25 protein-coding genes and 3 tRNA genes are annotated in these 24,804 nt (G+C 69.7%); 14 read left to right on the top strand and 14 right to left on the bottom strand.

The window, feature by feature from the left end:
• Positions 1-31 precede the first annotated feature (31 nt).
• A complete protein-coding gene (gene cofC, locus ACIA03_RS22735) occupies positions 32-673 on the top strand; it encodes a 2-phospho-L-lactate guanylyltransferase (protein ID WP_396986745.1) in 642 nt (213 codons plus the stop codon).
• On the opposite strand, the gene ACIA03_RS22730 is transcribed toward cofC, so the two are convergent.
• Positions 670-1,404 carry a hypothetical protein gene (locus ACIA03_RS22730; protein WP_396986743.1) on the bottom strand — a complete coding sequence of 245 codons (735 nt, stop codon included), beginning with the start codon at positions 1,402-1,404 and terminating at the stop codon, positions 670-672. The genes cofC and ACIA03_RS22730 overlap by 4 nt on opposite strands.
• 251 nt (positions 1,405-1,655) lie before the next feature.
• On the opposite strand from ACIA03_RS22730, the gene ACIA03_RS22725 reads away from it, so the two are divergent.
• Positions 1,656-2,846: a hypothetical protein gene (locus tag ACIA03_RS22725; protein ID WP_396986741.1), complete on the top strand. Its 1,191-nt coding sequence runs from the start codon at positions 1,656-1,658 to the stop codon at positions 2,844-2,846.
• An 86-nt stretch (positions 2,847-2,932) separates the two neighbouring features.
• Here the strand turns inward: ACIA03_RS22725 and leuD are convergent, their stop codons facing one another.
• Positions 2,933-3,538, bottom strand: a complete 606-nt coding sequence (leuD, locus tag ACIA03_RS22720; protein ID WP_160024554.1) for a 3-isopropylmalate dehydratase small subunit — start codon at positions 3,536-3,538, stop codon at positions 2,933-2,935.
• 5 nt (positions 3,539-3,543) lie between these two features.
• Positions 3,544-4,956 (bottom strand): 3-isopropylmalate dehydratase large subunit, encoded by a 1,413-nt coding sequence (gene leuC / locus ACIA03_RS22715; RefSeq protein ID WP_396986739.1) that lies wholly within the window; start codon positions 4,954-4,956, stop codon positions 3,544-3,546.
• Positions 4,957-5,100: 144 nt separating this feature from the next.
• On the opposite strand from leuC, the gene ACIA03_RS22710 reads away from it, so the two are divergent.
• Positions 5,101-5,823, top strand: a complete 723-nt coding sequence (locus ACIA03_RS22710) for an IclR family transcriptional regulator (RefSeq protein WP_008358359.1) — start codon at positions 5,101-5,103, stop codon at positions 5,821-5,823.
• Between the two features lie 38 nt (positions 5,824-5,861).
• On the opposite strand, the gene ACIA03_RS22705 is transcribed toward ACIA03_RS22710, so the two are convergent.
• The 3 genes from ACIA03_RS22705 to ACIA03_RS22695 are packed head-to-tail and all read right to left on the bottom strand — an operon-like array spanning position 5,862 to position 8,268.
• Positions 5,862-6,302: a hypothetical protein gene (locus tag ACIA03_RS22705; RefSeq protein WP_396986736.1), complete on the bottom strand. Its 441-nt coding sequence runs from the start codon at positions 6,300-6,302 to the stop codon at positions 5,862-5,864.
• Entirely contained in the window at positions 6,302-6,781 is a 480-nt protein-coding gene (locus ACIA03_RS22700; protein WP_396986734.1) for a methylated-DNA--[protein]-cysteine S-methyltransferase, read from the bottom strand. Before ACIA03_RS22700 ends, ACIA03_RS22705 begins: the two co-directional genes overlap by 1 nt.
• Positions 6,781-8,268, bottom strand: coding sequence for an Ada metal-binding domain-containing protein (locus ACIA03_RS22695; RefSeq protein ID WP_396986732.1), 1,488 nt, complete (start codon positions 8,266-8,268; stop codon positions 6,781-6,783). The genes ACIA03_RS22700 and ACIA03_RS22695 overlap by 1 nt, the downstream gene beginning before the upstream one ends.
• A 158-nt stretch (positions 8,269-8,426) precedes the next feature.
• On the opposite strand from ACIA03_RS22695, the gene ACIA03_RS22690 reads away from it, so the two are divergent.
• The 3 genes from ACIA03_RS22690 to hutU all read left to right on the top strand — a co-directional run bounded on the left by ACIA03_RS22690 (position 8,427) and on the right by hutU (position 12,946).
• The gene (locus ACIA03_RS22690) at positions 8,427-9,593 is read left to right on the top strand and encodes an LCP family protein (protein ID WP_396986730.1); all 1,167 of its coding nucleotides are present in this window, start codon (positions 8,427-8,429) and stop codon (positions 9,591-9,593) included.
• Between the two features lie 17 nt (positions 9,594-9,610).
• A complete protein-coding gene (hutH, locus tag ACIA03_RS22685) occupies positions 9,611-11,152 on the top strand; it encodes a histidine ammonia-lyase (RefSeq protein WP_396986728.1) in 1,542 nt (513 codons plus the stop codon).
• Positions 11,153-11,290: 138 nt separating this feature from the next.
• On the top strand, positions 11,291-12,946 hold the full coding sequence (hutU, locus tag ACIA03_RS22680) for a urocanate hydratase (RefSeq protein ID WP_396986726.1): 1,656 nt from the start codon (positions 11,291-11,293) through the stop codon (positions 12,944-12,946).
• Between the two features lies 1 nt (position 12,947).
• Here hutU and ACIA03_RS22675 read toward each other — a convergent pair whose 3' ends face one another.
• Positions 12,948-13,520 carry a helix-turn-helix domain-containing protein gene (locus ACIA03_RS22675; RefSeq protein WP_396986724.1) on the bottom strand — a complete coding sequence of 191 codons (573 nt, stop codon included), beginning with the start codon at positions 13,518-13,520 and terminating at the stop codon, positions 12,948-12,950.
• An 18-nt stretch (positions 13,521-13,538) separates the two neighbouring features.
• Between ACIA03_RS22675 and ACIA03_RS22670 the strand changes: the two genes are divergently transcribed.
• On the top strand, positions 13,539-14,033 hold the full coding sequence (locus ACIA03_RS22670; protein WP_396986722.1) for an arsinothricin resistance N-acetyltransferase ArsN1 family B: 495 nt from the start codon (positions 13,539-13,541) through the stop codon (positions 14,031-14,033).
• A gap of 101 nt (positions 14,034-14,134) precedes the next feature.
• Here the strand turns inward: ACIA03_RS22670 and ACIA03_RS22665 are convergent, their stop codons facing one another.
• A complete protein-coding gene (locus ACIA03_RS22665; RefSeq protein ID WP_396986720.1) occupies positions 14,135-14,764 on the bottom strand; it encodes a TetR/AcrR family transcriptional regulator in 630 nt (209 codons plus the stop codon).
• A 56-nt stretch (positions 14,765-14,820) separates the two neighbouring features.
• Between ACIA03_RS22665 and ACIA03_RS22660 the strand changes: the two genes are divergently transcribed.
• Positions 14,821-15,333 carry a VOC family protein gene (locus ACIA03_RS22660; protein WP_396986718.1) on the top strand — a complete coding sequence of 171 codons (513 nt, stop codon included), beginning with the start codon at positions 14,821-14,823 and terminating at the stop codon, positions 15,331-15,333.
• Between the two features lie 21 nt (positions 15,334-15,354).
• On the opposite strand, the gene ACIA03_RS22655 is transcribed toward ACIA03_RS22660, so the two are convergent.
• The 6 genes from ACIA03_RS22655 to ACIA03_RS22630 form a co-directional block, all read right to left on the bottom strand.
• Positions 15,355-15,427, bottom strand: a tRNA-Glu gene (locus ACIA03_RS22655).
• Between the two features lie 165 nt (positions 15,428-15,592).
• Positions 15,593-15,665: transfer RNA gene (locus tag ACIA03_RS22650), tRNA-Glu, on the bottom strand.
• Between the two features lie 63 nt (positions 15,666-15,728).
• Positions 15,729-15,800, bottom strand: a tRNA-Gln gene (locus tag ACIA03_RS22645).
• Positions 15,801-15,910: 110 nt separating this feature from the next.
• Positions 15,911-16,849 carry a lysostaphin resistance A-like protein gene (locus tag ACIA03_RS22640; RefSeq protein ID WP_396986716.1) on the bottom strand — a complete coding sequence of 313 codons (939 nt, stop codon included), beginning with the start codon at positions 16,847-16,849 and terminating at the stop codon, positions 15,911-15,913.
• A gap of 171 nt (positions 16,850-17,020) precedes the next feature.
• Entirely contained in the window at positions 17,021-18,508 is a 1,488-nt protein-coding gene (gene gltX, locus ACIA03_RS22635; protein WP_396987035.1) for a glutamate--tRNA ligase, read from the bottom strand.
• A 50-nt stretch (positions 18,509-18,558) separates the two neighbouring features.
• On the bottom strand, positions 18,559-19,371 hold the full coding sequence (locus tag ACIA03_RS22630; protein ID WP_396986714.1) for a fumarylacetoacetate hydrolase family protein: 813 nt from the start codon (positions 19,369-19,371) through the stop codon (positions 18,559-18,561).
• Between the two features lie 61 nt (positions 19,372-19,432).
• Between ACIA03_RS22630 and ACIA03_RS22625 the strand changes: the two genes are divergently transcribed.
• From ACIA03_RS22625 to ACIA03_RS22600, 6 genes are all read left to right on the top strand, one after another.
• Positions 19,433-20,302 (top strand): 3-methyladenine DNA glycosylase, encoded by an 870-nt coding sequence (locus ACIA03_RS22625; protein ID WP_396986712.1) that lies wholly within the window; start codon positions 19,433-19,435, stop codon positions 20,300-20,302.
• A gap of 241 nt (positions 20,303-20,543) precedes the next feature.
• Positions 20,544-21,404, top strand: coding sequence for an alpha/beta fold hydrolase (locus ACIA03_RS22620; RefSeq protein WP_396986710.1), 861 nt, complete (start codon positions 20,544-20,546; stop codon positions 21,402-21,404).
• 31 nt (positions 21,405-21,435) lie between these two features.
• On the top strand, positions 21,436-22,227 hold the full coding sequence (locus ACIA03_RS22615) for a hypothetical protein (RefSeq protein ID WP_396986708.1): 792 nt from the start codon (positions 21,436-21,438) through the stop codon (positions 22,225-22,227).
• A gap of 74 nt (positions 22,228-22,301) precedes the next feature.
• A complete protein-coding gene (locus ACIA03_RS22610; protein WP_396986706.1) occupies positions 22,302-22,928 on the top strand; it encodes a TetR/AcrR family transcriptional regulator in 627 nt (208 codons plus the stop codon).
• A 110-nt stretch (positions 22,929-23,038) separates the two neighbouring features.
• Positions 23,039-24,124, top strand: coding sequence for an alpha/beta fold hydrolase (locus tag ACIA03_RS22605; RefSeq protein WP_396986704.1), 1,086 nt, complete (start codon positions 23,039-23,041; stop codon positions 24,122-24,124).
• A 54-nt stretch (positions 24,125-24,178) separates the two neighbouring features.
• Positions 24,179-24,787 carry a pentapeptide repeat-containing protein gene (locus ACIA03_RS22600; protein ID WP_396986702.1) on the top strand — a complete coding sequence of 203 codons (609 nt, stop codon included), beginning with the start codon at positions 24,179-24,181 and terminating at the stop codon, positions 24,785-24,787.
• Positions 24,788-24,804: the final 17 nt, after the last annotated feature.

The raw sequence follows: 24,804 nt of genomic DNA, 5'->3' as shown, positions 1-24,804 counted from the left end.
ACGTTGTGAGATACCTGTCAGGATCTACCTTGTGCCTGCACCTGCACCCGGTTACGTCGTCCTGCTGCCCGTCAAGCCTCCGGCGCGCGGCAAGTCCCGGCTGGTCGGCATCGAGTCGCACCAGCGGGCCGATCTGGCGCGCTCGTTCGCCCTCGACACCGCCGAGGCGTGCTTGGCCGCTGCCCGCGTCGGAGCGGTGCTGGTGATCACCGACGACTCCTACCTCGCCGCCGACGTCGCCCGCCTCGGCGCCGCGGTCATCCCCGACGGGGTCAGCGGTGACCTCAACGAGACCCTCGTCCAGGGTGCGCTCGAGGCCCGGCGCCGCTGGCCGGGGCTCCGCCCCGCTGCCCTGTGCGGGGACCTGCCCGCGCTCCGCTCGGCCGACCTGGACGCGGCGCTGGCCGCCGCGACCGGTTCGAGGGCTGCGTACGTCGAGGACGCGGCGGGTGGGGGCACCACCCTCTACACCGCGCCCCACGACCTGTTCCGGCCTGCGTTCGGGCCCGGGTCCGCCGCAGCGCACCGTGACGGCGGCGCCCAACCGCTGGCGGGCGAGCTCCGCTCGCTGCGTCACGACGTCGACACCCTCGAGGATCTCGAGGCCGTACGCAGGTTGGGGCTCGGGCCGCGTACGGCTCTCGCGACCGTGCGGGTCGGGAGTCTCGGCTAGGAGTCGGCGGACGGCGTCTCGGGCCCGGCGGGCGGGGTCGCTGGGGTCCCGTTCGCGGGGGCCTTCTTCGCCGGGGTCTTCTTCGCCGGGGTCTTCTTCGCCGGGGTCTTCTTCGCCGTGGTCGTCTTCTTCGCGGTGGCCTTCTTGGCCGTCGTCTTCTTCGCCGCGGTCGTCTTCTTAGCGGCCGTCGTCGTCGCCGGGGTCGCTTTCGACTGGGTCTCCGTTGCCGGAGTCGCCGTTGCCGGAGTCGCCGTCGCCGGGGTTGCCGCCGGGGCGGAGGCCTTCTTCGCCGCGGGAGCCTTCTTCGCAGTCGTCTTCTTGGCCGCGGTCTTCTTGGCCGTGGCCGTCGTGGTCTTCTTGGCTGCGGTGGTCTTCTTGGCTGCGGTGGTCTTCTTGGCCGTGGTCGTCTTCTTCGCGGCGGTCTTCCTGGCCGTAGTCTTCTTGGCCGCGCTCGTCGGGGACGCGGCCGTCTTGGCCGTGGTCGTCTTCGCCGGCGCGGGCTTCTCGGCCGGGGCGGCGGCCTCCGCCGGGGTGGCCTCGACGGGCTCGACCACCGGCTCCGCGACCGGCTTGACGAAGGGCTTGGGCTCGGCCACCAGCTTCACGATCGGCTCAGCAGCCTTGGCCGGCGCCTTGCGTCCGGGCCTCGGCACCTTGACCTTCGGGACGGAGGGGAGCTTGACCTTGCCGCTCACCACATCGGCGACCAGCCTGCCCGCCGTCTCCTTCACCGCGTCGACTACGTGCCCGGCCTGTTTGCGTGCATCAGCTACTCGTTTTCTCACCACGCGTTCGACCTTAGGCCATCCCCGCACGTTCCGGACATACCGACGGCATGTGAAAACGGACTGTTCACCTGAACTCTCCTGATTCCGACGTCCCGGTGTGGTTACCGTGGAGAGACTCGGGGCACGTCGGCAGCACCGCTTCGACATCACAGGCCAACGGGTGACAGGACGAGGAAGGTACGACCATCACCGACGTGCACATCGACGAGAAACAGCCGCCCGTGGTGCTCGAGGAGCAGCCGACCACGGTGAGGCACAGCCGCGCCGGGATCCTCTTCTCGGCCTGCATCGTCCTCGCCCTGATCGCCTCCGTGGCCTGGCTGGCCGTCCACACGACTCGACTCGCCGAGGGCCGCACCGGCGCCAACGTTCCGACGCCCGCACCGCCCGCACCGACGGTCCGCAACAGCGCGCCCGCCATCCCCGCGACGTACGCTGATCTGCCCGTCGGTCCCGCGACGACCCTGCCGTTCGTCGACCGGGCCGGGCGGCTCCAGCTCGGCGCGCAGCCGCAGAAGGTCTTCGGCTCCCGGATGAGCGTCGCGGGGTGGACGGTGCTGATGTACGAGCGCGCCGACAAGCCCGGTCCGGTGTGGATCGCGCGACGCGGGAAGACCATCCAGGTCCCCGGCCTGTGGATCCAGCCGGTCCTGAGCAAGGACGGCAACCAGCTCTTCGCCCTGCAGCAGACCGGCGACGAGACCTCCGCCCTGGTCGCGGTGGACGCCGCGACCGGCGAGGAGACCGATCGGCTCGACCTCGAGGGCACTCCGGTCGCTACGGCGATCCTCGGTACCGACCGCACCCGCGCCTACTTCCGCACCGGCATCGTGCCGGCCCCTCCGGCCGCACCCGGCAACTACGGCGAGCTGACCGTCTCCAGGCCGCCGGTGACGGCGTGGGATCCCGGCCACGCGACGCAGCGGATCTCCCTACCGCTCGGCTATCAGCAGCTGATCCCGCTGCGCCGCGGCGTACTCCTCCACAACCCCGACGAGTGGGAGGCCCGCTTCGCCGCCATCGAGGCCGATGGCAGCCTCACCCAGCCCGGCGTGCACGCGCCGTTGCCCGGCTCGGTCGCCGACTCCCCCGACGGCTCGATCGTCGTCATCGCCCGCAACCCCGGCGACCCCGGCATGATCAACTACGGCGCGGAGCGCGGCATCGCGGTCGACATGAGCACCTCCGAGCACATCGACCTGCGCGTACCCGACTCCGTCGAGAAGGTCTACGTCGCCGGTTTCGAGTCCGACCGCAGCGTCGTCCTCTACACCGCGGCCCCCACCGACTCCTGGTATCTCCGCTGCTGGGTCGACACCGGCTCCTGCGACCGCATCACCGGCTCCCAACGCGACGCCGACGGCCGCCAGATCCGCCTCCCCTAGCCAGCCGAGACGTCAGTTCCGTCGGCCGAAAACGCAGGTGTGGGCGACGAGAGTGCACTCTCGTCGCCCACAACTGACGATTCGATCTAGGCGTGCAGGGTGACCGGCTTGAAGGAGGGCCGGGTCGCCTCGTACGTCGCGATGTCGTCCTCGTGGGACAGCGTGATGCCGATGTCGTCGAGGCCCTCGAGGAGGCGCCAGCGGGTGTAGTCGTCGATGTCGAAGGAGTCCTCGATGGCGTCGGGGCCCTCGCCGGCGCGTACGGTGCGCGACTCCAGGTCGACGGTGATCTGGGCGCCCGGGTTGTCGTCGAGGTAGTCCCACAGCTTCTGGACGACCTTCTCGTCGACCTTCGCCGCGAGCAGGCCGGCCTTGCCGGAGTTGCCGCGGAAGATGTCGCCGAAGCGGCTCGAGATGACCACGCGGAAGCCGTAGTCCATCAGCGCCCAGACGGCGTGCTCACGCGAAGAGCCGGTGCCGAAGTCGGGGCCGGCGACGAGGACCGAGGCCCCGGCGTACGCCTCGTTGTTGAGGACGAACGTCGGGTCGTTGCGCCAGGCGGCGAAGAGGCCGTCCTCGAAACCGGTACGGGTCACGCGCTTGAGGTAGACCGCGGGGATGATCTGGTCGGTGTCGACGTTGCTGCGGCGCAGCGGCACGCCGGCACCGGTGTGGGTGGTGAACTTGTCCATGGTTCTCAGGCCTCCACGAGAGTCAGGTCGGCGGGCGAGGAGAGGGTGCCGCGTACGGCGGTGGCAGCGGCCACCTCCGGCGAGACCAGGTGGGTGCGACCGCCCTTGCCCTGGCGACCCTCGAAGTTGCGGTTGGACGTGGAGGCCGAACGCTCGCCGGGGGCGAGGGTGTCGGGGTTCATGCCCAGGCACATCGAGCAGCCCGCGCCGCGCCACTCGGCGCCGGCGTCGAGGAAGATCTTGTGCAGACCCTCCTCCTCGGCCTGGAGACGCACCTTGGCCGAGCCCGGGACGACCAGGAATCGGGTGCCCTCGGCGACCTTGTGGCCCTGGATGATGTCGGCGGCCGTACGCAGGTCCTCCATGCGCCCGTTGGTGCAGGAGCCGAGGAAGACGGTGTCGATGTGCACCTCGCGCATCGGGGTGCCGGCCTCGAGACCCATGTAGGTCAGGGCCTTCTCGGCGGCGATCTTCTCGTCGGCGTCCTCGAAGTCGTCGGGGCTCGGGACGGCGGCGCCCAGCGGGACGCCCTGGCCCGGGTTGGTGCCCCAGGTGACGAACGGGGTGACCTCGGCGGCGTCGAGGACGATCTCCTTGTCGAAGGTCGCGTCCTCGTCGGTGACCAGGGACTTCCAGTGCGCGACGGCCTGGTCCCAGTCGGCACCCTTGGGGGCCTCGGGCTTGTCCTTGATGTAGGCGAAGGTGGTCTCGTCGGGAGCGATCATGCCGGCCTTGGCGCCCCACTCGATCGACATGTTGCAGATCGTCATCCGAGCCTCCATGGAGAGCTCCCGGATGGCCTCGCCGCGATACTCGACGATGTAGCCCTGGCCACCGCCGGTGCCGGTCTTGGAGATCAGGGTGAGGATCAGGTCCTTGGCGCTGACGCCCTCGGGCAGGGTGCCGTTGACCGTGACAGCCATGGTCTTCGGCTTGTCCTGCATCAGCGTCTGGGTCGCGAGGACGTGCTCGACCTCGGAGGTGCCGATACCGAACGCGATCGCGCCGAACGCACCGTGCGTGCTCGTGTGGGAGTCACCGCACACGATCGTCATGCCGGGCTGGGTGAGCCCCAGCTGCGGGCCGACCACGTGCACGATCCCCTGCTCTGCGTCGCCGAGCGGGTGGAGACGTACGCCGAACTCCTCGGCGTTCTTGCGCAGCGTCTCGACCTGGGTGCGGCTCACCGGGTCGGCGATCGGCTTGTCCCAGTCGAGGGTCGGGACGTTGTGGTCCTCGGTGGCGATGGTGAGGTCGGGACGACGAACCTTCCGGTTGGACAGGCGCAGGCCCTCGAAGGCCTGCGGACTCGTCACCTCGTGGATGAGGTGAAGGTCGATGTAAAGGAGATCAGGCTCTCCCGCGGTCGACCGGACGACATGCTCGTCCCACACCTTCTCCGACAAGGTCCTGCCCATGACACTTCTCCATCTGGCATCTTTGGTCTGTAGTGGCCGGTGGCGGGTTTCGCGCGCTGAGTCGCAATGTCAGATCCGCCACTTCCAGTCTGCTTCTCCGAGCGTAACGTTGCATCTCAGGTTATGAGAAGTTAGTCTTGCGATATGGACAGTTCCAGCGGTGTGGGCGTGCTTGACAAGGCCGCCCTTGTGCTCACAGCTCTCGAATCCGGCCCGGCGACCCTGGCGGGCCTGGTGGCAGGCACGGGTCTCGCCCGTCCGACGGCACACCGTCTGGCAGTCGCCCTCGAGCACCACCGTCTGGTCGCCCGCGACATGCAGGGACGCTTCGTCCTCGGACCGCGCCTGGCCGAGCTCTCCGCCGCCGCCGGCGAGGACCGGCTGCTGGCGACCGCCGGGCCCGTCCTGGCGCGCCTGCGCGACATCACCGGCGAGTCGGCCCAGCTGTGGCGGCGCCAGGGCGACTTCCGCGTCTGCGTCGCGGCCGCCGAGCGTCCCTCCGGGCTGCGCGACACGATCCCCGTCGGCTCACAGCTGACGATGCGCGCCGGGTCGGCCGCTCAAATACTGATTGCCTGGGAGGACCCCGAGCGCCTCCACCGCGGCCTGCAGAACGCCGCCTTCTCCGCGGCCGCCCTCTCCGGCATCCGCCGGCGCGGTTGGGCGCAGTCGATCGGCGAGCGTGAGGCCGGCGTCGCGTCGGTCTCCGCCCCCGTCCGCTCCCCCGGCGGCAAGGTCATCGCCGCCGTCTCCGTCTCCGGCCCCCTCGAGCGCCTCACCCGCCAGCCCGGGAAGATGCACGCGCCCGCCGTCCTCGCCGCCGCCGACCGGCTTTCCGAGTCGCTGCGGCGGGCGGCTGCGGAGTAGCAGCTCCGGGATGCTCACCGAGGTAGCTCGGTGAGCATTCAGCCGCAGATCTCCCGAACCGCCTCGCGCACGGCCTTGAAGTCCTCCGCGCGCGTCTGATCCTCGGACAACCCGACGATCACGGCCACGTGATAGTCGTCGAAGAGCCGCGGCTCGGCATCCTCGAGATCCCCGGCGACCAGCACGACGACCCCGGCCGCGGTGCTCTCGGCGAACCGCACCGACCAGGTCGGCTGCTGGAGCCCACCGACTCGTTCGATGGTGTTCTTCGCCTCCTCGCTCGACACGTCCTGGTCACACGTCACCTCGCCGTTGAGCAACAGCTCTCGCTCTCCCCCGCTCCGGCTCGCCCCGGTCGCGCCGGTCACACCGGTCCCGGGCGCCGCGGGCTCGGCCGGCGCTTCCGCACCGCACCCGGCGAGACCAGCCACGAGCACGGCAGCCACCAGCGGCGTACGCCACCTCTGCAGTCTCTCCATCAGAAGAGCGCACCGCTTTCCAGGCCCAGCAGCGTCGTCTTGCGGTCCAGGCCACCGGCGTAGCCGGTCAGGGAACCGTCGGCGCCGACGACGCGGTGACACGGGATGACGATCGGGATGGGGTTCTTGCCGTTGGCGAGGCCGACGGCACGGGCACCGTGGCCGGTCAGCGAGAGGCGGCCGGCGATCTGGCCGTAGGAGGCGGTCGTGCCGTACTCGATCTGCTGCAGCTGCTCCCACACGCGCGTCTGGAACGCGGTGCCCGAGGGCGCCAGCGGGAGGTCGAAGCTCGTCCGGTCACCCTTGAAGTACTCGGCGAGCTGCCGGGCACATTCCAGCAACAGCGGATCCGAGTCGGACCGGTCCCCGAGCACCCGGCCCTTGGCATAGTCGGCCGGCATGAAGTCGATCGCGGTGATCGCGCCGTCGTGCGCGACCAGCCGGAGCTCGCCGACGGGCGAGTCGATGATGGTCCACATCAGAGTTCCTCCAAGGCAGTCAGTGAAGTCCACAGGTAGAGCAGGGCGTACGAGCGCCACGGCCGCCAGGCGGCGACATCCGCCGCGGGCGCACCGAGCACTTCCAGCGCTCGTTTGATGCCGACATCGGTCGGCAGGAAGACATCGGGATGGCCGAGAGCCCGCAGCGCGACGTAGTCGGCGGTCCAGGGGCCGACGCCGGGCAGGCCGAGCAGCTGCTCGTGCACGACGTCGCGGTCGGTGCCGCGGTCGAGCTGGAGCTCGCCGGAGGCGAGCGCCGCGGCCAGTCCGGTGACCGCCCGGCCACGCGAGCGCGGCATGGGCATGCCGGCCGGGTCGGCGGCGGCGAGCGTGTCCGCGGAGGGGAAGAGGTGGGTGAGGCCCGGGATGTCGGTCGCGACCGGGTGGCCGTGCTCGGCGACGATCCCCGCCAGGACGGTGCGCGCGCCGGCGACGGAGACCTGCTGCCCCACGATCGTACGCAGCGCCAGCTCGCCCCCGTCGACGGTGCCGGGCACCCGCAACCCGGGCAGCACCCGGGCCAGCGGGCCGATCACCGGGTCGCCGGCGAAGACGTCGCCGACCGCACGCGGGTCGCAGTCGGCGTCGAGCAGCCGGCGGGCGCGCTCGACGGCCGCGGTGGTGTCACGCAGGTCGGCGAGCTTGAAGGTCGCGTGCACGAAGCCGGTCTCACCCTCGGGGATGTCGGCGAGCTCGAGGCGCAGCGTGCCCGGCCCGTTGGGCAGGTCGAGCGTCCGGGCGAACCACCGTCGCCCGTCGTCGATCCCGGCCACCTCGACGCCGGGCACCAGATGGTCACGCAGGAAGGCGTACAGGGCACGGCCGGCGAACGGCGTACGGACAGCGAGCCGCAGCGCGATCGTCCCGTCGGCCCGGCGCCGCGAGCCGCGGCGTCCGCGGAGCTCGGTCGGCGAGGCCGCATAGACCTCGCGAACGGTGTCGTTGAACTGACGTACGCTCGAGAAACCCGCCGCGAAGGCGATGTCGGCGAAGCCGAGCTCGGTGGTCTCGACCAGCGTCCGGGCGGTCTGCGCGCGCCGGGCGCGCGCCAGGGCCAGGGGGCCGGCGCCGAGCTCGGTGGTCAGCAGCCGGGTCAGGTGGCGCGGCGAGTAGCCGACCCGTCGGGCCAGCCCCTCGACGCCTTCGCGGTCGACGACACCGTCGGCGATCAGCCGCATCGCCCGCCCGGCCAGGGTCGCGGCCACGTCCCACTCGGGGCTGCCCGGGGTGGCGTCGGGACGGCAGCGCTTGCAAGCCCGGTAGCCGGCCGCCTGGGCCGCGGCCGCGGTGCGGTGGAAGGAGACATTGATCAGGGCTGGGGTGCGGGCCGGGCACGAAGGACGGCAGTAGATCCCGGTCGAGGCCACCGCGGTGTAGAAGATCCCGTCGAAGCGCCGGTCGCGCGAACGAACAGCGCGGTAGCACGACTCGAAGTCGAGTCCGTTCAGGCTCGTCGTCCCATCCATGTCCTCCATGTTGCCGTGTCAGGAACGAAATTACGCGCGGTTTTCGGACAGTGCCTTCCTCATGGTTTCACAATGCCGTTACCTGAAGCAGCAACCTCTCGGCTCACTGGCGCGTAGAACCTGTGTGGGCTGCGTACGCAGTCGGGCGAGGGAGGGCGATGAGGACCGAAGCCAGGTCGGGCACGCGTACGGTCGTGCTCACCGTCGTGATCACGATGTTGTTGCTGGCGGTCGGCACCGGGATCGGCACCTGGGTGTTCTACGACCACCTCAACCGCAACCTCGGCTCGGGCGGTGACATCCACCATCTCGTCGACGAGCCGGAGACCGAGGACGAGGGCCCCAAGCAGCCGCTCGACATCTTGATCCTCGGCACCGACGCGCGTGACTGCGACGGCTGCTCGATCGACGGCGAGGGTGGCTCCGGCGGCTCCGACAGCACGATCCTGCTCCACGTCTCCGCCGACCGGACCTCGGCCTACGGCGTCTCGATCCCCCGAGACGCGCTCGTCGACAGGCCCGAGTGCACCGCGCCCGACGGCACCACGATCCCCGAGGCGAGCGGCGTGATGTGGAACCAGGCCTACTCGCTGGGCGGCCCGACCTGCACCGTTCGTCAGACCGAGCTGCTCACCGGGATCGCGATCGACCACTATCTCGCCCTCGACTTCGCCGGGTTCCGCGGCATGGTCGACGCCGTCGGCGGCGTCACGATCTGCATCCCGGAGGCGATCGACGACGAGGAGCACCACATCTTCCTGCCCGCCGGCACCCACAACCTGCGCGGGAAGCAGGCCCTCGACTACGTCCGCAACCGCTCCTCCACCCCCAACGCCGACCTGGGTCGGATGCGACGACAGCAGTACTTCCTCACCGCCCTCGCCACCAAGGTCCTCTCCGCCGGCACCCTGACCCGCCCACGCCGGCTGGCCACGTTCGCCACCGAGCTCTCCCGCTCGCTCACCACCGATGTCGGCTCGGTCGCCGGGCTGGCCGCCCTGGCCGGCGAGATGCGCGACCTCGACCCGGGAAGCATCGAGTTCGAGACCGTCCCCAACAGGGCCTTCCCCGAAGGCGATCCCAACTGGGGCCGCCTCGAGATCCTCCCGAAGGCCGACGAGCTGTGGCAGCGGATGCTCGAGGACCGCCCGCTCCACGACCCGACCTCCGCACCCACGCCGACGACCTCACCCACCACCTCCGCCACCCCCGGAAATCCCGAGGTCAGCGCCACACCGGACGAGGTCCCGGCCGAGTCCGTGACCCCCGAGGAGCAGGAGAAGGACGCCGCAGACAACGGCCTGTGCTCGCCCGCCCGAATGTGATGTGATCCACTCACCCCATGACCAACACCACGGTTCCCGTCGGGGTCGGCGCCCTCACCTTCGACCAGGTCGTCGCCGTCGCCCGTCACAACGCCCCCATCACCCTCACCGACGAGTCGCTGACCGCGATGGCCACCAGCCGCGCGCTCATCGAGGACCTCGCCCACGACGCCCGGCCCCACTACGGGATCTCCACCGGTTTCGGGGCGCTCGCCAACACCTCGATCCCGCCCGAGCACCGGGCTCAGCTGCAGGCCTCGCTGGTCCGCTCGCACGCGGCCTCCTCCGGCGCGGAGATCGAGAAGGAGGTCGTACGCGGCCTCATGCTGCTGCGCCTCTCGACCCTCGCCACGGGGCGGACCGGGGTGCGCCCCGAGGTCGCCCAGACCTACGCCGCGCTCCTGAACGCCCAGATCACACCGGTGATCGGCGAGTACGGCTCGCTCGGCTGCTCCGGTGACCTGGCCCCGCTGGCCCACTGCGCGCTCGCCGCGATGGGCGAGGGCGACGTACGCAACGCCGACGGCGACCTGGTGCCCGCGGCCGACGCGCTGGCGGCCGCCGGGATCACCCCGGTCGCGCTGCGCGAGAAGGAGGGTCTGGCGCTGATCAACGGCACCGACGGGATGCTGGCCATGCTGGTCCTCGCGCTCGCCGACCTGGACGACCTGGTGGCCACCGCCGACATCGCCGGAGCGCTCAGCATCGAGGGGCTCCAGGGCACCGACAGCGTCTTCGCCGAGGACCTCCAGGCGCTGCGCCCGCACGCCGGCCAGGCGACCTCGGCCGCCAACATCCGCGCCGTCCTCGCGGGCAGCGGCATCGTCGCCGACCACCGCGGCACCGGCTTCACCCGGGTCCAGGACGCCTACTCGCTGCGCTGCGCACCCCAGGTCCACGGCGCGGTGCGCGACACGATGGCCCACGCCGCGCGGGTCGCCGAGGTCGAGCTCGCCAGCGCCGTCGACAACCCGGTGATCACCCTTGACGGCCGGGTCGAGTCCAACGGCAACTTCCACGGGGCACCGATCGGCTACGTACTCGACTTCCTGGCCATCGCCACCGCCGACCTCGCCTCGATCTCGGAGCGCCGCACCGACCGGTTCCTCGACAAGGCCCGCAACCACGGGCTGCCGCCGTTCCTCGCCCACGACCCCGGCGTCGACTCGGGCCACATGATCGCGCAGTACACGCAGGCCGGGATCGTCTCCGACCTCAAGCGTCTCGCCGTGCCGGCGAGCGTCGACTCCATCCCCACCTCCGCGATGCAGGAGGACCACGTCTCGATGGGCTGGAACGCGGCCCGCAAGCTCCGCCGAGCGATCTCCGGGGCGCGGCAGGTCGTCGCCATCGAGATCCTCACCGCCGCCCGCGCCATCGACATGCGCGCCCCCGAGCGCCCCGGCGCCGTCGGCGCTGCCCTGGTCGAGGAGATCCGCACGCTGGTCCCGGCCCCCGGTCCCGACCGCTTCCTGGCTCCCGACATCAAGGCCGTCGTGGAGCTCGTCGCCACCGGCGCGCTCCTGGGCAGGGCGCGCGAGCTCGTCGACATCCGCTGACCGACGCAGACCCCGAGTCTGAAGATCTCGCGACAGATTCCCGTCGACACGGGAAGATGCATCGACGGTCCGCCCCGGCACAAACATTTCGCCGGGGCGGGCTGACGCCCGATCCTTCGATGAGGTGAGATGGACCACATGAGCGAACCACGCACCGTCCGCGCAGCGCGCGGCCCCGAGATCACCGCCAAGACCTGGCAGACCGAGGCCGCCAAGCGCATGCTGATGAACAACCTCGACCCCGAGGTGGCCGAGCGCCCCGACGACCTGGTCGTCTACGGCGGCACCGGCCGCGCCGCACGCTCCTGGGAGGCGTACGACGCCATCGTCCGCACCCTCGACGAGCTCGAGGCCGACGAGACCCTGCTGGTGCAGTCCGGCAAGCCCGTCGGTGTCTTCCGCACCCATGAGTGGGCACCCCGGGTCCTGATCGCCAACTCCAACCTCGTCGGCGACTGGGCGACCTGGCCGGAGTTCCGGCGGCTGGAGTCGCTCGGCCTGACCATGTACGGCCAGATGACCGCCGGCTCGTGGATCTACATCGGCACCCAGGGCATCCTCCAGGGCACCTACGAGTGCTTCGCCGCCATCGCGCGCAAGAGGTTCGGGGGCACCCTGGCCGGGACGCTGACGCTGACCGGTGGCTGCGGCGGCATGGGCGGCGCCCAGCCGCTCGCGGTGACCCTCAACGAGGGCGTCGTGATCGTCGTCGACGTCGACGCCACCCGTCTCCAGCGCCGGGTCGACCACGGCTACCTGGACACCGTCGCCACCTCCCTCGAGGACGCGCTGGCCCAGGCAGAGGAGGCCAAGCAGGCTCGTACGCCGCGCTCCATCGGCCTCGTCGGCAACTGTGCCGCGGTCTTCCCCGAGATCCTGGCGCGGGGCGTCGACGTCGACATCGTCACCGACCAGACCTCGGCCCACGACCCGCTCTCCTACCTCCCGCTGGAATACGGCGTCGAGGAGTGGGCCTCGCGAGCCGAGGAGGACCCCGACGACTTCACCGAGAAGGCGCAGGCCTCGATGGCCAAGCACGTCGAGGCGATGGTCGGCTTCATGGAGCGTGGCGCCGAGGTGTTCGACTACGGCAACTCGCTGCGCGAGGGAGCCCGGCTGGGTGGTTTCGCGAACGCCTTCGCCTTCCCCGGCTTCGTGCCGGCCTACATCCGCCCGCTCTTCGAGGAAGGTCTCGGCCCGTTCCGCTGGGTGGCGCTCTCGGGCGACCCCGAGGACATCGCCAGGACCGACCGGGCGATCGTGGAGCTCTTCCCCGACAACGAGGGCCTCAAGCGCTGGATCACCCAGGCCGGCGAGAAGGTGCACTTCGAGGGCCTGCCGGCGCGGATCTGCTGGCTGGGCTACAAGGAGCGTCACCTCGCCGGGCTGAAGTTCAACGAGATGGTCGCGTCCGGGGAGCTCTCGGCGCCGGTCGTGATCGGCCGCGACCACCTCGACTCCGGCTCGGTGGCCTCGCCCTACCGCGAGACCGAGGCGATGCTGGACGGGTCCGACGCGATCGCCGACTGGCCGCTTCTCAACGCGCTCCTCAACACCGCCTCCGGCGCGTCATGGGTCTCCATCCATCACGGTGGCGGCGTCGGCATCGGCCGCTCCATCCACGCCGGCCAGGTCTGCGTCGCCGACGGCACTCCTCTGGCCGCGGAGAAGATCGAGCGCGTCCTGACCAACGACCCCGGCACCGGTGTCATGCGCCACGTCGACGCCGGTTACGAGCACGCGCGCGAGGTCGCTCGCGAGCGCGGTCTCAACATCCCGATGCTGGACGCCTGACTCACCCGCGCCGCTTGCCGAGCACGACCAGGTAGCGGCACGGCTCGTCGGTCGGGTTGACGAAGACGCAGTCGGCCGGCGGCCCCAGCTGCAGGCAGTCGCCCGCGTCGAGCTCGTGGACGAGGTCGCCCTCGACGAACCGCAGGTGCCCCGAGAGCACCCAGATCTGCTGCTCCTTGAAGGCGTACGCCGACGCCGGCGCGGCCACCGACGCCCCGGGCGGGAACTCCACCTCGACCAGCTCCAGGATCCCGCGCGCGGGCGGGGAGACGGCGCGGCGTACGTAACCGGTCTCGGGGTCCTTCCACTCGGGCTGATCGGCGCGCCTGGCCACGCGCACGGCGTCCCCCTCGACCCGCGCGATCAGCTCGGACAGGGTCAGCTCCAGAGCACCGGAGAGGCGGGCGAGCAGCACCGCCGTCGGCTGCGCCTCGCCCCGCTCGATCTTGGAGATCATCGCCCGCGAGACTCCGGAGGCCTCCGCGAGAGCCGCGACGGTCATCCCGGCCGACTCCCGCGCCGACCTGATGTTGGACGCCAGAGCATCACCAAACGTGTCACTATCGTCAGCCATGTGACTACTATAGGAGACATGCCCTCCTGGACCATCCGCGACGCGACGCCCGACGATGCCGCGGCCTGCGCTGCGATCTACGAACCGTACGTCCGCGACACCGTCATCTCCTTCGAGACCGAGCCGCCGCCCACTGAGGAGATGGCCGCCCGCATCAAGGCAGCCCAAGCCGAGCACGCCTGGCTCGTCCTGGAGGCCGACGACCGGGTGATCGGCTACGCGTACGCCACCAGCCACCGCACCCGCGCCGCCTACCAGTGGGCGTGCGACGTGTCGATCTACCTGGAGACCGGCCGCCGCCGCAGCGGCGCCGGCAAGGCCCTGTACGCCGCCCTCCTCCCGCTCCTCCGCGAGCGCGGCTACCGCCGAGCACTGGCCGGGATCGCGCTCCCCAACGAGGCGAGCATCGGCCTCCACCGTTCCTTCGGGTTCACCGATGTCGGCGTCTACCGCCGCATCGGCTGGAAGCTCGACGCCTGGCACGACGTCGCCTGGATGCAGCTGGACCTCTGAGCCTCGGACGGCGCTTGCGCCGGCCGAACGCGAAGAGATCGAGCGAGCGCAGCGGCTGAGCCTGCGAAGCCGCGAAGCGGGTCGAGATCTACGACAGAGGATCAGGCGGGAGCGAGCACCTCCACCAAGGTGCGCCGCAGCCAGTCCCGATACTCGCCGTCCCCCCACCCCGTCGTACGCCGCAACAGCAGGTAGGTCTCCGCCTGCCCGGCCAGGGCCACCGTCTCCTCCTGCCACACCGGGTCGGACACCTCCGCGAGCAGGCCGTCAGCCCGGGCAGTGCGGACGAACCGTCGAAGCAGCTCACGGGTGTCGGCGCGGCCCGCCTGGAAGGCTTCGGCCAGCTCCGGTTCCGACGCCTGCGCCTGCAGGACGACCTCGAAGAGGTCGCCGGCTCGCGCCATCAGGTCGGCGGTGCCTCCGACGAGCGCGTCGACCCGGTCCACAAGCGCCTGGCCGGTCAGGGCCACCTGGAACCACTCCCGCTCACCGACGGTCCGCCGCTCGGCGTCTCCCCCGACCGCCACGTCGACGACGCCGCGCAGCAGTGCCGCCTTCGTGCCGAACCGGACGTAGACGGTCCGGTGCCCGACCTTGGCCCGCTCGGCGACCGCCGTCAGCGTCGTCGCGTGGTAGCCGTCGCGGACGAACAGCGCTCGTGCGGCGTCGAGGATGCGCTCCTGGGTCTCGGCAACCTTCGCGGCACGGAGTCCCTTGACTGAGGTGTCCACAAGATGCAGTATAACTGCATGATTGCAGTGTGACTGCATCGAAAGAGAGGCGTTTCATGATCTCCACCGACGCTCCCGCCCTGGACGGGGTGCACCACGTGAAGCTGCCGGTCAGCGACCTGGAGCGCTCGCGCGCGTGGTACGAATCCCGGCTCGGCTACGTCTCGCTGATCGAGTTCACGAAAGCCGGTCGCACGACAGGCATCACCATGCGCCACCCCAACGGTGGGCCGATGATCGGGTTCGTCCTCAACCCGGAACTCGCCGAGCGGGCCAGTGGCTTCGACTACTTCTCGATCGGGGTGCGGAACAAGGCGGATCTCGAGGTCCTGGCCGAGCGGCTCGCCGCGCTCGGCGAGGAGAACGCGGGCATCCACTTCGCCACCATCGGCTGGATCCTGCCAGGCACGCATGACCCCGACGGCCACGAGGTCCGCTTCTACACCAACGACCATCACACCCAGGCCCCCGACGGCGACCTGCCCCTGGTGGTGGACGACCCGGTCGGCACCGAGACCGACCGCGAGCGAGCCCACAACGCGAAAGCGGCCCCTCCCAGCGCTGGCTGAGAAGGACCGCTTCGGTACTTGTACCCCCGACCGGATTTGAACCGGCGTTACCGCCGTGAGAGGGCGACGTCCTAGGCCGCTAGACGACGGGGGCTTGCACCTCCCGCGATGACCTTTCGGCCTCGCGGGCAGGAGAAACATTACCGGACGACCTGCCGATCCCCCACATCGGCACCACCCCTTCGCACCGGCCATATCAGCGCCCGTTGCCGGAAATGACGAAGAGCCCGAGTCACAGACTCGGGCTCTTCCTGCGTTGTACCCCCGACCGGATTTGAACCGGCGTTACCGCCGTGAGAGGGCGACGTCCTAGGCCGCTAGACGACGGGGGCTTGCAGCGGGTGAAACCTTAGCGAACCGCTTCGGTGACTCCCAAATCCTCCGGAGAGGATCCGCTGGGCTACTAGGACTCGAACCTAGAATAACTGGACCAGAACCAGTCGTGTTGCCAATTACACCATAGCCCATCGCCTTGCTGGACTTAGCTCCAGAAGAACGACCCGGCCCTCAGGATTTCTCCCTCGAACCGAGAGGAAACATTACCGGCGAGGTCCCCCGGCGACGAAATCGGCACGCCCTAAACGCTCTTCGTCGTGGTCGAGAGACCCGCCGATCGGGCGGCCCACACGGTCAGGGCGAGGAAGACGCCCGACTGGACCAGGGTGACCGGGATCCGCCACCACGATCCCTCGGAGGTGTTGAGCACCGTCGAGATGTCGCCGAAGGCCACCGCCATGCCGAGGCTGACGAAGTTGTTGAGGACGTGCATCGCGATGCCGGCCTCGATGCCGCCGGTGGCGATCACGCAGATGCCCGCGACGATCCCGAAGGCGAACCGGTCCAGGAACAGCGGCAGGTCCTGGGAGCCGTGGGCGAAGGCGAACAGCAGCGCGGTGATCGTCACCGAGACGGTCCGCGCCCAGGCCATCCCTCCGAACAAGGATCCGAAGGTCTGGAAGATGTAGCCGCGGAAGAGATACTCCTCCCCCGCCGCCTGCAGCGGGGTGAGCAGCACGATCACGAGCACGAAGTCGCGCATCGTGCTCGTGTAGGGGTTGAGCGTGCTCGGCCCGAGGTCGTCACCCGGGATCGGCAGCCGGGAGGCGATGACGATGGTGACCACCATCGTGACCGCGGCAATCCCGAGGCACTGCAGCAGCCACGGCCAGCGGATCCGGCGCTCGACCGAGGCCAGCCACCCCGGCCGCAGGCCGTGCAGAGCCCAGCACAGCAGCATCGCCGCCGGGATCGCCCCGGCCAGCGAGAGCAGCAGGAACGCCAGCGACTCCGGGGTGACGTTCTCCACGTCGGCGACCGCAGCCATCCCGCCGGCGACATCGTTGCCGGTGAGCATGAAGAAGAGCTCGAACCCGACCAGCACCACCGCCGGCGAGACGAAGAAGACACACAGTCCGATGAGGATGAGTCCGACCAGGGGCCGCCCCCAGCCGCTGCGCCCGCTGCGCTGCACCTGGTAGTACTCCAGTCCCGAGGGCGGCTCCACGACCGTACTCATCCTGTCCGACCTGGGGTCTGCCGGTGAATTAGGTGTGCACTCTGCGTCGTCAGGGTGCGTACTCGGCCAGGCGCCCCGCCGAAGGCATACCGGGGTACGTCGAGGCGGGGCAACGCAGCCGAGTGCGTGCCATGGCGGCGCAGGGGGTGCTCATAATTCACCGTCAGACCCCTACTTCCCGAGAACCGCCTTCAGGCGGCCCAGCGTACGCTCCCGGCCCAGCAGCTCCATGGATTCGAACAGTGGCGGGCTGATCCGCTTGCCGGTCACCGAGACCCGCACCGGGCCGTACGCCTTGCGCGGCTTGAGCCCGAGGCCGTCGATCAGGGCCGCGGTCAGCGCGTCCTGGATCTCGGCCGTCGACCATGTGGAGAGACCGGCCAGCGCGTCGTAGGAAGCCTTGACGACACCCACGCCCTCCTCGTCGAGAAGCTTGGCGGCGTCCTCCTTGTCGAGCGCGAAGTCGGCCTCGGGCACGAAGAGGAACCGCAGCATGTCGGAGGCCTCGCCGAGCTTGTTGATCCGCTCGGCGACCAGTGGCATCGCCTGCTCCAGCATCTGCGCGTCGGGATCCGAGATCGGGTCCGACACGACACCGTCGGCCTTGAGGTAGGGAATCACCCGGTGGGTGATCTCCTCGACCGGCAGCAGCCGCATGTGGGAAGCGTTGATCGCCTCGGCCTTCTTGATGTCGAAGCGGGCCGGGTTCTTGACCACGTCGTGGATCTCGAAGGCCTCGACCATCTCCTCCATGGTGAAGATGTCGCGGTCGGCCGCGATCGCCCAGCCGAGCAGCGCCACGTAGTTGAGCAGCCCCTCGGGCAGGAACCCCTCCTCACGGTACTTCAGCGCGTGCGCCTCCGGGTCGCGCTTGGAGAGCTTCTTGTTGCCCTGGCCCATGACGTACGGCAGGTGCCCGTAGGCCGGCGCCCGGTCGGCCAGGCCGATCTCGACGAACGCGTCGAAGAGCGCGATCTGCCGAGGGGTCGAGGAGAGCAGGTCCTCGCCGCGGAAGACGTGGGTGATGTTCATGGTGGCGTCGTCCACGGGCGCGGTGAGCGTGTAGAGCGGGTCGCCGTTGGCGCGCGCGAGCGCGTAGTCGGGGACGTGCTTGGTCTCGAAGGTCACCTCACCGCGGACGAGGTCGTTGAAGGTGATCGAGCCGTCGGGCATGCGGAAGCGCGGGACCGAGGAACGGCCCTCCGCCTCGTACGCCTTGATCTGGTCCTCGCTCAGGTCACGGCAGTGGTTGTCGTAACCCTGGGCGGGCGCCTCGCCCTTGATGCCCTCGGCCTTCGCGGCCTTGTAGGCGGCGAGGCGCTGCTCGTAGCGGGCGGTGGTCTCCTCGCCGGTGCAGTAGCACTCGTAGACGTAGGAGGAGGCGCGCAGCCGGCCGAGCGCGTCGGCGTAGATCTCCGAGCGCTCCGACTGACGGTAGGGGCCGTAGGGCCCGCCGACCTCGACGCCCTCGTCCCAGTCGAGGCCGAGCCAGCGCATCAGGTCGATGAGCCCGTCGTAGGACTCCTGCGTGTTGCGCGCCTTGTCGGTGTCTTCGATGCGGAAGACGAAGGTGCCGCCGTGGTGGCGCGCGAAGGCCCAGTTGAACAGGGCGGTACGGACCAGGCCGACGTGGGGCGAGCCGGTCGGCGAGGGCGCCATCCGGACCCGGTAGTCCTTCGGCTCGAGAGTGTTGTTCAACCCGCTGTCAGTCAACGCTGTGCCACCTTGTTGGTCAGAGCTCCGAGCCCCTCGACGAAGATCTCGATCTCGTCGCCGGGCTCCATGGGACCGACACCCTCGGGGGTGCCGGTGAGGATCACATCGCCCGGCAGCAGCGTCATGACGCTGCTGATGTGGGCGATCAGCTTGGGGATGTCGTGGACGAGGTCCTTCGTGGACCCGTCCTGGACGACGTCACCGTTGAGGAATGTCTGGATGCGTACGCCGGCAGCGAGCTGCTCCGGCTCGACGTCGGTCTCGATCCAGGGACCGAGCGGGCAGAAGGTGTCGTAGCCCTTCGCCTGGGAGAAGTGCTTGAGCCGGCGCTGGACGTCGCGCGCGGTGACGTCGTTGGCGACCGTCATCCCGTAGATGACGTCCTTCACCTTCTCCTCGGGGACGTCGCGGCAGATCCGGCCGATCACGATCGCGAGCTCGCCCTCGTAGTGCAGGTCCTCGACCCCCGCAGGGCGCTGGATCGCGTCGTCGGGGCCGCAGACCGCGGTGTTGGGCTTGATGAAGAAGAGCGGCTCGGCCGGGACCTCGTTGCCCAGCTCCTCGGCATGCTTGGCGTAGTTGCGGGCGACCGCGACCACCTTGCTGCGCGGGATCACCGGCGCGAGCAGCTTGACGTCTTCGAACTTGTGGACCTGGTCGGTGATGTTGACACCCGAGAACAGCGGGTCGCCCTGGAGCGCGACCACGGTCGCGTCCTCGCTGAGCTGGCCGTAGCCGTCTAGGTCCCCCATGACGACGCCGAACTGGGGCTCGCCACCCTTGGTCGTGAATCTGGCGATGCGCACACGCTGAGCCTATCCGCAGGTGCGACCGGGATTCACTTCCGTATCTTGGCATTACCTACCCTTGTACGTCGTGGAGGTGCTGTCGCGTTCGGAGTGGACCGCTCGCGCGGCCGCTCACCGCGCGCGCCTGGCCCCTTACGTCGAGCCCCATCTCGCCCGCCGCGGCGCCCGGGTCAAGCACCCGGTCAACGACTTCCTGTTCACCTACTACTCCTACCGGCCCGCTCAGCTGCTGCGCTGGCACCCGGGGTTCGGGGTGACCCTGTCGGACGCCGCGGAGTACGCGGATCTGCGCGGCTATTCGAACGGCACGGTCTCCTCCGACTTCCTCGCCGACAAGCGCCTGCTCATCGAGACCCTCCTGAAGCTGCTTCGAGCCACCGCCGGGCGCGACGCGAACTTCGGCTGCTTCGGGCTCCACGAGTGGGCGATGGTCTACCGGTTGACCCCGGAACAGGTACGCCACGCCGACTGGCCCTTGCGGTTGGGTGCTGCTGGGACCGACCGCGTGGTGGAGTCCCACCGCATCGCGTGCAGCCACTTCGATGCGTACCGCTTCTTCACTCCCCCGGCGGCGCCGCTCAACACCCTCTCCCCGCGATCGGACGACCGGGCGGCCTTCGAGCAGCCGGGGTGCCTGCACGGCAACATGGACCTCTACAAGCACGCATTCCGGCTCTCGCCACTGATCTCCTCCGACCTCGTCGCCGACTGCTTCGAGCTCGCCTGGGAGATCCGCACGATGGACATGAAGGCCGCTCCGTACGACCTCGCGGAGCTCGGTCTCGACCCGATCCGCATCGAGACCGCCGCCGGGAAGCAGGAGTACGCCGCCGCCCAGCGCGGCTTCGCCGAGCGCGCCGCTCCGCTGCGGGAGCGACTGATCGCCGAGTGCGAACGCCTGCTCGGCATCGGGGTACGCGACTCCTGACAGCTCTCTCTCGAGCTCGGTGATGTCTCCATTCGGAGGGTGCGCGCCGGGCGACGCGGGGATGCCGTCGCACCCGTCGACCTGAGTTCTCGGCCCGCCCTGTTCTGAGTGCGGAGATCGGCCCTGGGCGCTCCATGCGGTCTCCCCTTGACAATTTTTATGAGCGTGCTCATAATTGAGTGTACTCAGTTGCGGCATCCGAAGCCGCCCCCATCGCAACACTGGAAAGCAGGAGAACCTCATGAGCACCAACGACACACCGAACGTCATCACGTCCTACGCACTGGCCCCGACCCGCACGATCGACGCCGGCGGAGTCACCTACGCCTACCGGGAGCTCGGCCCCAAGGGCGGCATCCCCGTCGTCTTCTTCGTTCACCTCGCCGCGACCCTGGACAACTGGGACCCCCGGATCGTCGACGCCATCGCACAGAACCGCCACGTCATCACTTTCGACAACCGAGGCGTCGGGGCCTCGACCGGCGACGTCCCGGACAGCATCGAGGCGATGGCCGACGACGCCTACACGTTCATCAAGGCTCTCGGCTTCGACACGATCGACGTCTTCTCCTTCTCCATGGGCGGGATGATCGCCCAGGACCTGGTGGTCAAGCACCCCGAGCTGGTCCGCAAGCTCGTCCTGACCGGCACCGGACCCCGGGGCGGCAAGGACATGGACAAGGTCGTCGCCGTCACCTACTACGACATCCTGCGCTCGATCCTGACCCGGAAGGACCCGAAGGAGTTCCTGTTCTTCAACCGGAACGCCACCGGGAAGCCCGCCGCTCGCGCGTTCGTCAACCGCCTCAAGGAGCGCACGATCGACCGCGACAAGGACATCTCGCAGAAGGGGTTCCGTGCGCAGCTCAAGGCGATCCAGAAGTACGGGCGCTCGGCGCCGTCCGACCTCTCGACGTTCACCCAGCCCACCCTGATCGCCAACGGCGACCACGACCGGATGGTGCCCTCCGTCCTGTCCGAGGACCTGCACCGCCGCATCAAGGACTCCACGCTGATCATCTACCCGGACTCCGGGCACGGCGGCATCTTCCAGTTCCACGAGAAGTTCGCCCCCGTCGCGGCCGAGTTCCTCGCCGCCTGACCGCCCCGTCCGACCGACCGAAGGCAAGATCATGACCACCACACACCCGTCGAGGAAGAAGGCGTTCGTCTCCTCGATCCCGCTGTGGATACGCACCGACCAGCCGCGCCAGAAGGGCATGGACTACTGGAAGGGCCCGCACTCGAAGATCATCTCCGCCACCCCGGGCTTCGAGGAGTACCGCCAGATCCACCTTGCCGAGCACAACGCCGGTATGTGGCCGGTCACCCCTGGCATCGAGACCACCATCCCTGGCGACCGCCGGATCGATGGGCTCGCCGAGGTCACCTTCCGGTCGGTGCTGTCCCCGCTGCTGGGCCGCAAGCAGACCAAGCTCGCCTACCAGGACGAGGTCAACGTCTTCCGGCGCACCCTGCTCTACGCCGGCCCGCCGAGCTCGGCACGCTGGTACGACGTCGCCGAACCGGGGCAGCAGGTCGGCGCCAGAGCCCTGGTCTACCTCCGGCGAAGGGAAGGCGTGCGCACCCGCGACTTCCGCAGGCACGTCAACGAGCTCGCCTCGACACTGGCCGACACGGGCAAGCTGCGCGAGCTGCGGACCCAGGTCTTCATGCCCTGGAACGAGAAGCTCTGGGACACCCCGAACGTCGCGCACGACAACCCGGTCGACCAGCGGTTCCACGCGTCGCTCATCCTGGGCTTCGCTGATCCGGCAGCCAGGGCCGCGTTCTTCGATAGCCCCGAGCTGGCGAGTCTGTCCGGCGCGCTCGCTCCGTACGCCTCCGCCGCCCATGCCTACGCCGTGACGGACGCACTGACCTATGTGAAGGACGGCAGGGTGCTTCCGCACTACCAGCGATGACGACGCCGACGCCCGGGGCGCCATGGAAGAATGAACGGCCGGTCCGGGCCACCCAGCAATGAAGGAGGGCAGCCATGCCACTCTCCCCCAGGTCGCCGTCCACATCGCCGCCCAAGCCACCCAGCAGGCGCGAGCGGAACAAACAGGAGAAGCTCGAACGCATCGTGGCTGCCGCCACCGAGCTCTTCGCCGAGCGCGGCGTCGACGAAGTCACCACCCAGGAGATCGCCGACAAGGCCGACATCGGCGCCGGGACGCTGTTCCTCTACGCGAAGACCAAGAGCGAGCTCCTGTTGCTCGTGCAGAACTCCACCTACGCCGATGCCCTCGTCCGGGGCAAGCAGGCAGCCGAGGAGATCACGGACCCGCTCGAAGCGGTGATGGCGATCGTCTGCCCCGTGGCGGAGTGCAACCGCAAGCACGTCGACAACGGGCGCACCTACCTGCGCGAGATCGTCTTCGGCGACCCTACCGAACCCCACCACCGCGAAGCCCTCGGCCTGAGCCTGCAGACCGAGGAGGCGATCGCCGCCGTTCTGCAGCGCGACGGGAGCACCACCGCGCAGGACGCCGCGGAACGTGCACGGATCGTCTCCGCCATCGTGTTCCTCACCATGACCACACCCTTCAACGTCGCCAGCCCGGTCGACGACGTCGTCCAGAAGATCCGCGACCAGGTCAGAGTCCTCCTACCGGACTAGCGGCTCGGCCCCGGGGCCTGCAGCCCTGAACAGCCGCGGGTAACGGACGTCACACGCGGCGCGCTCGGCTCCCACCGTGACCTCGATCGGCGGGATACGTTAATCCCACAATGGCCATTCTTCCCCGCCCCGGACGTACCGCCGCCTCGATCGCCACCACGGTCAGCGCCGCGGCGGGGAACGTCGCACACTCGCTGCTCTACGGCGGCCTCGCCGATCTGCGGCCGATGCCGCGTACGTTGATCGACGACGGCACCCGACGCGAGCTCTACCACTACCGGCCCGCAGCCGGGACGACCCCCGACGGCGACCCAGTGCTGCTGGTGACGCCGCTGGCGGCGCCGGCGATCTGCTACGACCTGCGGCGCGGCTGCTCGCTCGTCGAGCACCTGGTGGAGACCAACCGGCCGACCTATCTGGTCGAGTACGGCGAGGTGAACTTCGCCGACCGCAGCCTCGGCATCGAGCACTGGATCGCACACGTCGTGCCGGAGGCGATCCGGTCGGTCTCCGAGCACGCCGGCGGCCGGCCGGTGCACGTGGCCGGCTGGTCGCTGGGCGGGATCTTCACGATGCTCACCGCCGCCGACTCCCCTGACCTCCCGATCGCCTCGCTCGCAGTGCTCGGCTCCCCCTGCGACGTACGTCAGGTGCCCCTGATCGCGCCGCTGCGGCCGCTGCTCAACCTGCCGCCCGGCAACCTGGTCACCACTGCCTACCAGGCCTTCGGCGGCGCACCGAAGCCGCTGGTCAAGTGGGCTTTTCAGCTCTCCTCGGTCGACAAGATGATCACCAAGCCGGTCGCGAAGCTGTCCAACCTGGCCGACCGCGAGTTCCTCGCCCAGCTCGAGGCGGTCGACAGGTTCGGCGACAACATGATCGCCTATCCGGGGCGCACGTTCGGGCAGCTCTATCACCACTTCTTCCGCACCAACGCCCTGTTCAGCGGGAAGATCGACCTGGGCACCCATACCGTCCACCTGCGCGACGTCAAACAGCCCACCCTCGTCGTCGCGGGCTCAGGCGACGGCATCGGTCCCGTCGCCGCGGTCAGGCCGCTGGTCGACCTCCTCAGCGGCGCCGGCGAGCTCCGCTTCGAGGTCGTTCCTGGCGGCCACCTCGGCCTGCTCACCGGCCGCGCCGCCCGCGACACCACCTGGCCGCTCCTCGACGATTGGTTCACCCGGCACGACTGAGCCGGGCCGGCCGGAGCGCCTGAAGTGTCGGTGGCTGATGGCAGGGTGTGCGCCATGCCGAACCCAGCCGCCGAGGCGACCGACGAGCACTTCCACAACGAGGACTGGTACGCAGCCGACCTCGCCGGGGCGCGGTTCGTCGACTGCGTCTTCACCGACGTCGACCTCACCGAGGCGACGACGTCCGCGGCGCTCTTCGAGCGCTGCACCTTCCACGGCGGCCGGTTCAACGCCTCGACGCACGTCGGCTCGGCGTTCGTCGGCTGCGACTTCCGGCGTACGAACTTCTTCGACGCGACCTTCGAGGGCTGCAAGCTCAGCGGCACGGAGTTCTCGGGCTGCACGCTGCGGCCGCTGAAGGTGATCGGCGGCGTCTGGCGTGGTGTCTCGCTGCGCGGCGCGAACCTCGCTCGGCTCGACCTGTCCGGGCTGGACCTGCGCGACGCCGACCTGTCGCTGGCCGACCTCACCGACGCGGTGCTGCGAGACGCCCGGATCAGCGGGGCCACGCTCCAGGAGACGACGCTGCACGGCGCCGATCTCCGCGGCGCCGACCTCGACCGCGTCGATCTCGCCGTGGCCTCGCTGCGGGACACTCGGCTGGACGTCGCCGGCGCTGTGCTGCTCGCCGAACTCTACGGCGCACAGGTCGACCCCAGCTGAGCCCAGATCAGCCGCGG

The sequence above is a fragment of the Nocardioides sp. NPDC051685 genome, assembly GCF_044453405.1.
Lineage (GTDB): Bacteria > Actinomycetota > Actinomycetes > Propionibacteriales > Nocardioidaceae > Nocardioides.
The sequence above is the reverse complement of the archived record's forward strand: the minus strand, read 5'-3'. Positions and strand labels throughout refer to the sequence as shown.